The sequence below is a fragment of the Alienimonas chondri genome (assembly GCF_013036045.1).
Lineage (GTDB): Bacteria > Planctomycetota > Planctomycetia > Planctomycetales > Planctomycetaceae > Alienimonas > Alienimonas chondri.
The window spans coordinates 1-7610 of the sequence record NZ_WTPX01000188.1 but is presented as its reverse complement, the minus strand read 5'-3'; the positions used below and the strand labels follow the sequence as shown (position 1 = coordinate 7610).

The 7610-nt window shown below is 70.2% G+C and carries 9 protein-coding genes; 6 read left to right on the top strand and 3 right to left on the bottom strand.

The features are described 5' to 3' along the window. From LzC2_RS19060 to LzC2_RS19040, 5 genes are all read left to right on the top strand, one after another. Window positions 1-353 (top strand): hypothetical protein (locus tag LzC2_RS19060; RefSeq protein WP_206678802.1); only part of this gene is annotated, 353 nt, incomplete at its 5' end. After that, entirely contained in the window at window positions 350-1150 is an 801-nt protein-coding gene (locus LzC2_RS19055; RefSeq protein ID WP_171189620.1) for a hypothetical protein, read from the top strand. The genes LzC2_RS19060 and LzC2_RS19055, both read left to right, overlap by 4 nt. Beyond that, the gene (locus LzC2_RS19050) at window positions 1147-1638 is read left to right on the top strand and encodes a GNAT family N-acetyltransferase (RefSeq protein WP_171189619.1); all 492 of its coding nucleotides are present in this window, start codon (window positions 1147-1149) and stop codon (window positions 1636-1638) included. Before LzC2_RS19055 ends, LzC2_RS19050 begins: the two co-directional genes overlap by 4 nt. A gap of 175 nt (window positions 1639-1813) precedes the next feature. Further along, window positions 1814-2692, top strand: coding sequence for an FHA domain-containing protein (locus LzC2_RS19045; RefSeq protein WP_171189618.1), 879 nt, complete (start codon window positions 1814-1816; stop codon window positions 2690-2692). A 327-nt stretch (window positions 2693-3019) separates the two neighbouring features. Continuing rightward, window positions 3020-4972 (top strand): GGDEF domain-containing protein, encoded by a 1953-nt coding sequence (locus tag LzC2_RS19040; RefSeq protein WP_171189617.1) that lies wholly within the window; start codon window positions 3020-3022, stop codon window positions 4970-4972. Between the two features lie 33 nt (window positions 4973-5005). Here LzC2_RS19040 and yidD read toward each other — a convergent pair whose 3' ends face one another. The 3 genes from yidD to LzC2_RS19025 form a co-directional block, all read right to left on the bottom strand. Beyond that, window positions 5006-5236: a membrane protein insertion efficiency factor YidD gene (gene yidD, locus LzC2_RS19035; RefSeq protein ID WP_171189616.1), complete on the bottom strand. Its 231-nt coding sequence runs from the start codon at window positions 5234-5236 to the stop codon at window positions 5006-5008. A 13-nt stretch (window positions 5237-5249) separates the two neighbouring features. After that, a complete protein-coding gene (gene rnpA, locus LzC2_RS19030) occupies window positions 5250-5651 on the bottom strand; it encodes a ribonuclease P protein component (protein WP_414636425.1) in 402 nt (133 codons plus the stop codon). A 109-nt stretch (window positions 5652-5760) separates the two neighbouring features. After that, window positions 5761-6345, bottom strand: coding sequence for a hypothetical protein (locus LzC2_RS19025; protein WP_171189614.1), 585 nt, complete (start codon window positions 6343-6345; stop codon window positions 5761-5763). A gap of 219 nt (window positions 6346-6564) precedes the next feature. On the opposite strand from LzC2_RS19025, the gene LzC2_RS19020 reads away from it, so the two are divergent. Beyond that, on the top strand, window positions 6565-7539 hold the full coding sequence (locus LzC2_RS19020) for a DUF4349 domain-containing protein (protein ID WP_171189613.1): 975 nt from the start codon (window positions 6565-6567) through the stop codon (window positions 7537-7539). Window positions 7540-7610: the final 71 nt, after the last annotated feature.

Here is a 7610-nt window from a genome sequence, read left to right as displayed (position 1 = left end):
GCGGGGCGGGGGCGTTCTCCCTGCCGGCGCCGCCCGAACCGGCGCCCATGCCGGACGAACCGTCCATCCCCCCCCGCACGCTGATCTGGGCCGGCGAGCGGAGCTTGGTCGAACTGATCCGAACCACGACCGGCGGCCCCCAGAACGGCGGCGGCTGGGAACGAACCGGCGGCGGATTCGGCGGCGCCGGGTACGCCCGGCTCGGAGCGTTTGGAGGCGTCCTTGTCGTCCGCCAGACGGAGGCCGTCCATCGGCAGATCGCAGACCTGCTGATCGTCCTGCGAGCCGAGTTCGTGTCCCCTCCGCCGACCTCCCCGTCGGACGAAGCCCAGACCGAGAGGCCGACCGAATGACCGCCGCCCCATTCCTCCGCGCGTCGCTGCTCGCCGCCACGGTCGTCGCCTTCGCCCCGCCGGCGTTTTCGCAGGACGCCCCGTTGACCGGCGTCGCCGCGGAGCGGGCGGCGGAGGAGGCGTTGGAAACCAAACTCGACGCGCCCCCGCCGGCCGACCTGAACCTCGAAGACGGCGACTTCATGCAAACGGTGACGGCTTTGGCCGAAGCCGCCGAAGCCCCGCTGACGTTCGATCGCTCCGCATTCTACGGGACCGACCCGCTCAAGGTGGCGTTTACCCGTCCGCCCGCCGCGGTTCTTCAACAGGCTCCCACGTTGCGGGCGGCGTTCGACGCCGTGCTGCATGCGCAGGGCGGCCCGCCGATGGCCTTGGTGAACCGGGCCGGCTTGTTGCGGGTGACCACCGCGGAGGTCGCCGCGGCGAACCTGCGACCCCGCGTCTACGACGTGCGGGGGCTGGAAGTCGCATTGGGACTGACGGAGGAGGACCGCGTGGGAACGGTCGTCGAGCGGGTCGCGGGACGGGGTGCCGGGGGAGAACCGAAGCAGTTCGATCCGCCGTTGATTCACGCCCTCAAGGTCGGCGTCGGCCCGGCGCCCGGCGTGGCCAAGTGGGACACGGACGGCGGTCCCGCGGCAATCGCCGGCCTGGGCGGGCGGTTGGTGATTCGTCAAAGCCCCGGCGGACATGCCGCCCTCGCCCGGTTGTTGGCCGAGTTGCAGGCGACCGCCGACGAGGTCACGAACGAGACCGCCGCGAACCGCCGCGAACCGGCCGGAGAGCCGAGCGAATGACGGACACGCCTGACTACGCCGCCGCCCCCGCGACGCCCGACGACGCGGCGGCGCTGGTCGACTTCAACGTGCGCCTCGCCGCGGAGACCGAATCAAAAACGTTGGACCCGGACGTGGTGTTCGCGGGGGTCTCCGCAGCGCTCGCGGACCCGAACAAGGCGCTGTACTTCGTCGCCCGGCCCGTCGCCGATCCCGCGGGGCCGCCGATCGGTTGCCTGATGGTGACGTGGGAGTGGAGCGATTGGCGAAACGGGGCGTTCTGGTGGATTCAGAGCGTGTACGTCCACCCGGACCACCGCGGGCGGGGAGTGTTCCGCACGCTGTTGAACCACGCGACGACCGCCTCGGAGCAGGCCGGGGCCGTGGGCCTGCGGCTGTACGCAGAGCGTGAAAATCACGCTGCGCACCGGGCGTATAGGCGGTGCGGATTCGTTGAACCCGGTTACATCGTATTTGAACGGTGCCCCTCGGGGACGACGGAGCTATGATTCTTTTCACCGGCGTTTGCCGCGGGGCGACGGCTCATACAGCCAAGGCGCCCTATCGGAAAACGGACGCTGTGCGATAGATTGTCCCCCTTTCGTTTCCAATCTCGCTTTGCGAAGCATTGGCGACGTACACAAGTCTCGTTTTCCCTCTCTCCCGCCCCACGGCCGATTTTCCATGGCCCAGATCACCCTACAGGTGTTGGAGGGACTGGAACGGGGCACGACGTTCCGCGAACTGGCGACGCCGGTGTCGATCGGGCGTGAGGACGAGAACGCGGTCCGCTTGAACGACGAACGCGTCAGCCGGTTCCACGCGAAGGTCCAGGAGGACGGCGGGCGGGTGATTCTGACGGACCTCGACAGCACGAACGGCACGCGCGTCAACGGCCGTCCGGTCAGCGCGCGCGTGTTGCGACCGGGGGATCAGATCGCCGTGGGACGCTGTTTGCTGGCGTACGGCGTTCCCGAAGAGTTGGATCGATTGACCGCCGCCGCCCGGCGCGCCGCCGCCGCCCCAAGCATCGCGGAGGGGGATGATTCCCGACAGACCCGCGGCCGGATCGGCGCCGGGCAGTCCGGGGAGAACGTCTCGGAGAACGACCTCTTGGGGTACGACGGCGGCGCTCCGCCGTTCCTGCCGCCGGGGGAGCGGCCGCCGGTGCCGGAAGACCTGGACCTCGTGCAGCGGGCCCAGTTCTGCGACCTGCTGGGCTTCGCCCACGAAGAGATCCGTGGCGTGCTGACGGAAGGCTTCGAGGCCGATCCGCGGCTGGCGTCGCTGCCGGATCGCTTGCCGAAAATCGGGGGCGAGGTCTTCCTGAATCCCCCAGCGCCCCGGCCCCGCCGGGAGCGAGAGAAACCGCTTTCCCCCGAGGAGACGCCCAGCGACGGAGGCGGTTCCAGCGCCGGGGCGAGCGGGATGCCGGGCCGGGAAGCGGGGACCGCTGCGAGCGGCGAACCGCCCCGCATCGTCCCGTGGGAGGTGTGGCAGAGACTGATTCGGTTGGAGATGGCGCTGGCGCAGTCGTTAAAAGACGCCGCCGAACCGAACTGAACGCCGTCGCCCCGTTCTGCGGCGGCGAACGATCGGGTCCGAAGAAGCTGGCCCCGACGTTCGCGGATTGAACAGTCTCTTGTTATTTCGGCGCCTCTTGGGACAGATCGACGCACGGTCGATACGACCCGGTTCGTCGGTTCCCCTGTCGGAAATCCGACGCTTAATCGATCTTTCGTCCATGCCCGGTCGGGACGCCGGACCGACGTTTCAGGCGTGACTACCGCAACGCCCACCATCCCCCCCGCGCCGGCGCCATCGTCTCGCGAGACAAAGTCTGCCGGCGCAGCGCCGCAAGCGGTCGGCCGACCGGTGACGTTGGAACGGGTGCTGGCCGCTCCGGGGCTGCCGAGCCTGCCGGCGGTGGCCATTCGGTTGCTGGAGGAATCGCGTCAGCAAGACGTCGACGTCAATCGGATTGCGGAATTGATCGCCTCGGATCCGGCGATGTCGGTGCGATTGCTGAAGGCGGCGAACAGCAGCTTCTTCGGGTTCCGCGGAGAGGTCTCGACGGTCAACCGGGCGACGGCGCTGTTGGGGGCCGGCGGGGTGGTGTCGTTGGCCCTGTCCTTCAGCCTGTCGGACGACGCCCTGAAGATGGGGCGGACGGCGGAGGCGTATCGGGCGTATTGGCGTCGATGCGTGGTGCAGGCCGCCGCCGCCGAACTGTCCACCGATCTGCCCGGCGAGGGCGGGACCGGCGGGCGGGGCGCGACGCCGGCGAAGGGAGACCGGTTCCTCGCCGGATTGCTGTGCGATTTGGGAACGCTGGCGTTGCTCAAAACGTGTCCGGCGGAAGCGGCGGCGCTCTGGTCCGACGCCGAAGAGAATCGCTTGGAACTGTCGGCACGGGAACGTGCGGAGTGGGGCTTCGACCATGCGGCGGTCGGCGGCGCGTTGGCGGCGCGATGGGGACTGCCCGAGCATCTGGCCGCGACCGTCGCCCGGCACTGCGATACGCCCGAACGGTTGGAATCGGCCATTGCCGGCGGCTCCCTGCCGGCGTCGGCGGTTCCGTTGGCGCGGGCGGCGGTGTTGGCCAGCGCCGTCGGCGACCATGTCTGCGGGGCGGACGCCGGCCCCGCGCTCGGTCGCCTGCACCACGTCGCAGGCACGCTGTTCGATCTGAAGGGCGAGGCGCTCACCGCTTACCTGGAGAAGGTGCTCGAACGAGCGGACGCCGCCGCCGGCTTGCTGGAGGTCGATTTGGGGCAGATCGGCAGCCCGGGCGATCTGCTGGCCGCCGCCAACGAGCACCTCGCCGAACTGGCCACCCGCCGCGCCGCCGAGGCGGACGCTCTCGCCGACCGCCATCGCAAACTGGAGGCGGAACACCGCGATCTCCAGCAGCAGAGCCTCCGCGACTCGCTGACCGGGCTCTACAATCGCCCGTATCTGGTCGAGGCGCTGCGGCGGGAAGTCTCCGTGTGCGCCCGCACGGGGAGCACCCTCGGGGTGATCTTCGCGGACGTGGATCGGTTCAAGGCCGTCAACGACACCTACGGTCACGCCGTCGGCGATCGCGTGCTGCGGGCCGTCGCCGGGGCGTTCGCTCAGGTGCTGCGGCGGACGGACGTGCCCGCCCGGTTCGGCGGAGAAGAGTTCGTCGTGATGATCTCCCGGCCGACGGAGGCCGGCGCCCGGGCCGTGGCGGAGCGCTTGCGAGAGGCCGTCGCCTTCACCTGCCGCAGCGTGGGCGGCATCGAAGTGAAGACCACCGCCAGCTTCGGCGTGGCGATCGCCGTGCCCCTCGACACCCAGGACGCCGCGGACAAATTGCTCGCGGAGGCGGATGCGGCGATGTACGAGGCTAAGAAAACCGGTCGCGACCGCGTGGTCCTGCGGTGTCTGTTGAGTCCCGAGGAGCAACGGCTGCACGCCGCGGTGGCCGGCCGACGGTTTTCTCGCTGGCTCAGCGCCAGCGGAGCGATCCCGGTGCGGGACGTCGGCGCCGCCTTGACCGACCTGACGCCTCCGGACAGCCCGCTCGGCGCTCTGGCGCGTGCAGTCGGCGTGCTGGACGAAATCCAGACCGACATGATCGCCGACGTCCAACAGCCGGGCGAACGATTCGGCGAGAGCGCGGTGCGACTCGGCCTGCTGAACTCGGAACAACTCGCCGATTTGCTGGCCCGCCAGCAGGAAGACCCCCGGGCGTTGGCCGACGCCCTGATCGCCCGCGGCCACGCGGACCGGGCGGAGATGGACGCCCTGCTGGAAGCCCATGCCGCCGCCGGCCCGAGCTTCGCCCCGCTCGATCCGAACCTCGTCTCGGCCTGACGCCGGCTGCTCGACGCTCGCTTCCCGCCGCCGCTACGGCGGGTCGTAGCCGCCGCGGACGAACGGATTGCACCGCACGATGCGCCAGGTCGCCTTCCAGCCGCCGCGCAGCACGCCGTACTTCCGCACCGCCTCGATCGCGTACTGACTGCACGTCGGCGTGAAGCGGCAGGTCGGCCCCAACAGCGGGGAGATCCACGCCTGATAGCAGCGCACGGCGCCCACCAGCAGCAGCTCCGGCAGCCGTTTGAGCAGCGCTTTCATCTGAGCAGCGCCTTCATCGCTCCGCACCCTGCCGCGGGCGTTGTTTCTTCGCCCCCCGTTTCTTGGCCCACTGGCCCGGCAGTCGGCGGCTGAGTTTCACAAGGCTGTCGCGAAACCGCTTCAAGTCCGCGCCCGTCTTCGGCCGCGGGATGAGCACGAAATCCCATCCGGCGGGCAGCTCGGCTTTCGAGGTGCGAAACGCCTCCCGCAGCAATCGTTTGATGCGGTGCCGGACCACCGCGTTGCCGTTCTTCTTGGAGACGCTCAGCCCGACCCGGCTGATCGCCCGGCCCTGATAAAGCCGGTCCGGATCGTCCTCCGGCCGCGGCGCCCCGAAGATGAGCAGCACGCCGTCCGCGGCCCGGCACTTCGCCTCGTAGACCCGGGCGTATTGAGGCGTCGTGCGCAACCGCAGATGCTTGGGAAACCGCTGGTCGCCCGCCCCCGGTTCGCCGTCGCCGGTAGGCGGCGCGCCCCCGGAACGACGCGCGCCGCCTACCGGCGACGGCGAACCGTGGAGGTCTTCAGCCCCCATCGGCGTCACGCTGCACGGCCGGGTCGGGCGGGGCGGCGGTTTGTTCCGACAGCGTCTCGCGGGGCGACTCATCCATCCCGGAACTCGGCACGGTCTTCTGGTCGGCGTGGACGGTGTCCCCCTCCGCGGCCCGTTTTGCGGCTTCCTTCTCGGCCTGCAGCTCCTTGCGGTGCCGTTCGATCTCCGCCCGGGTGGCGGCGTCGAACAGCTCCGACTGCAACGGACTCTCTTCGAGGAAGCTCCGTTTGTACCAGCCGACCCCCCACACCGCCCCGACCAGCGCCAACAGCACGCCGGCGGTGACGAAGAACAGATAGTACGCCGTCTCCGTCACGGCCTTCTTTCGATCGCGGGCCGACGCCGGCCCGGTCGTCGGCCCCGCCGCGGCCGGCCCGTCGAACGTCGCCATCTCCGCGTCGATCGCCTCCGCGGGCGGCGGTTCCTCAAACTGCGCCGCGGGAGGCGGCTCCTGACCCGTCGCCGTGGGAAGCGTCGCCAGGCCGCACGCCGCCCATAACGCCCCCGCGATCGCCGTCACGGCGAGCGTCGTGCGGCGGGGAAGAGAGTGCGACACGGCGAACCTCGGCGGCAGCGAACCTCGGCGGCGGCAATTCTTCGGAACGCGAGCGTTCGACCGGAACGGCCCGCATCATGGTACCCCTCGCCCCCGACGCCTCAAACCCGCCCCGGTTCGTGGCGAACTCGGTCCATGGCGAACACCGGGGAACTCCCAGCGGGGCCGCGGCGTCCCGGGGCGTCGCCCGTTCAATGCCCCCCGTCCGTCTTGGCGCTCATGTCCCGTTCGATTCGCTTTCCGCTCGCCGCGTTGGCTCTCCTCCTGCTCGCCGGGTGCGGGGCGGAGGCGACGTTCGATCGGGCGAACGTATCAGCCCCCGCCATGAAGGGGGGGACCGAGGAGAGCTACGAGATGGATGCCGCGGGGTTGAGTAACGCTCTCACGATCCAAATGCCTATCGACGAAATGGTGGCCGGGCAGGAAGGCCGCCCCACGGACCCTGCGCCCACCGCTGACAGCGCCCGCCCGGCGGCCGCGAAACCGAAAATTATTTACACCGCGGACCTGACCGTCGTGGTGGAGAACTTCGAGGGCGTCGAGCAGGCGATCCCGGCGTTGGTGGACAAGTTCGGCGGGTATGTCGCGGCGTCGGACGTGGATCGCTCGATGGGCGATCGCTTGCGGGGGACGTGGACGGTGCGGATTCCCGTGGCGAGCTACGACGCCTTTCTGGCCGGCGCCGGCGGACTGGGCGTCGTCGAGGAGAAGGGCGAAACCGCCCGCGACGTGACCGCGGAGTTCGTCGATACCGAGGCCCGCCTCGCCGGCCGCCGGGCGTTGGAAACGCGATTGCTGGAACTGCTCGCCGAACGCCCCGGCGAATTAAAGGACGTGTTGGAGCTGGAACGCGAACTGGCCCGCGTGCGGGAGGAGATCGAAACCGCCGAGGGCCGCCTGCGTTACCTCTCGAATCAAACCGCCTACAGCACGATCACGCTGCAGGTGCGGGAGGAACGCGACTACGTCCCCCCGCGGCGCCCCGGCTTCGGCGAGCGGATCGCCTCGACGTGGGACGCCTCGCTGGAGGCGCTCGCCTCCTTCGGCCGCGGTCTGGTGTTGTTCCTGGTGGCCGTCGCCCCGTTCGCCGTGGTGATCGGGCTGCCGATCGTCCTGCTGTTCTGGCTCCTGATCCGCCGCCTGCGGCGAGTGCGGACCCGCCGGCAGCCCGAAGCGCGAGCCGAGGCCGAGTGACGTGGCTCGGAGGCTCCCCTCGCCCCCTTTTGGGGGAGAGGGGCTGGGGGTGAGGGGGCTGGAACCGCCCG

What these genes read in the sequence shown, in the direction of transcription:
- LzC2_RS19055 (WP_171189620.1), top strand. Translation starts at nt 350, where the DNA reads ATGACCGCCGCCCCATTCCTCCGCGCGTCGCTGCTCGCCGCCACGGTC.
- LzC2_RS19050 (WP_171189619.1), top strand. Translation starts at nt 1,147, where the DNA reads ATGACGGACACGCCTGACTACGCCGCCGCCCCCGCGACGCCCGACGAC.
- LzC2_RS19045 (WP_171189618.1), top strand. Translation starts at nt 1,814, where the DNA reads ATGGCCCAGATCACCCTACAGGTGTTGGAGGGACTGGAACGGGGCACG.
- yidD (WP_171189616.1), bottom strand. Translation starts at nt 5,236, where the DNA reads ATGAAAGCGCTGCTCAAACGGCTGCCGGAGCTGCTGCTGGTGGGCGCC.
- LzC2_RS19020 (WP_171189613.1), top strand. Translation starts at nt 6,565, where the DNA reads ATGTCCCGTTCGATTCGCTTTCCGCTCGCCGCGTTGGCTCTCCTCCTG.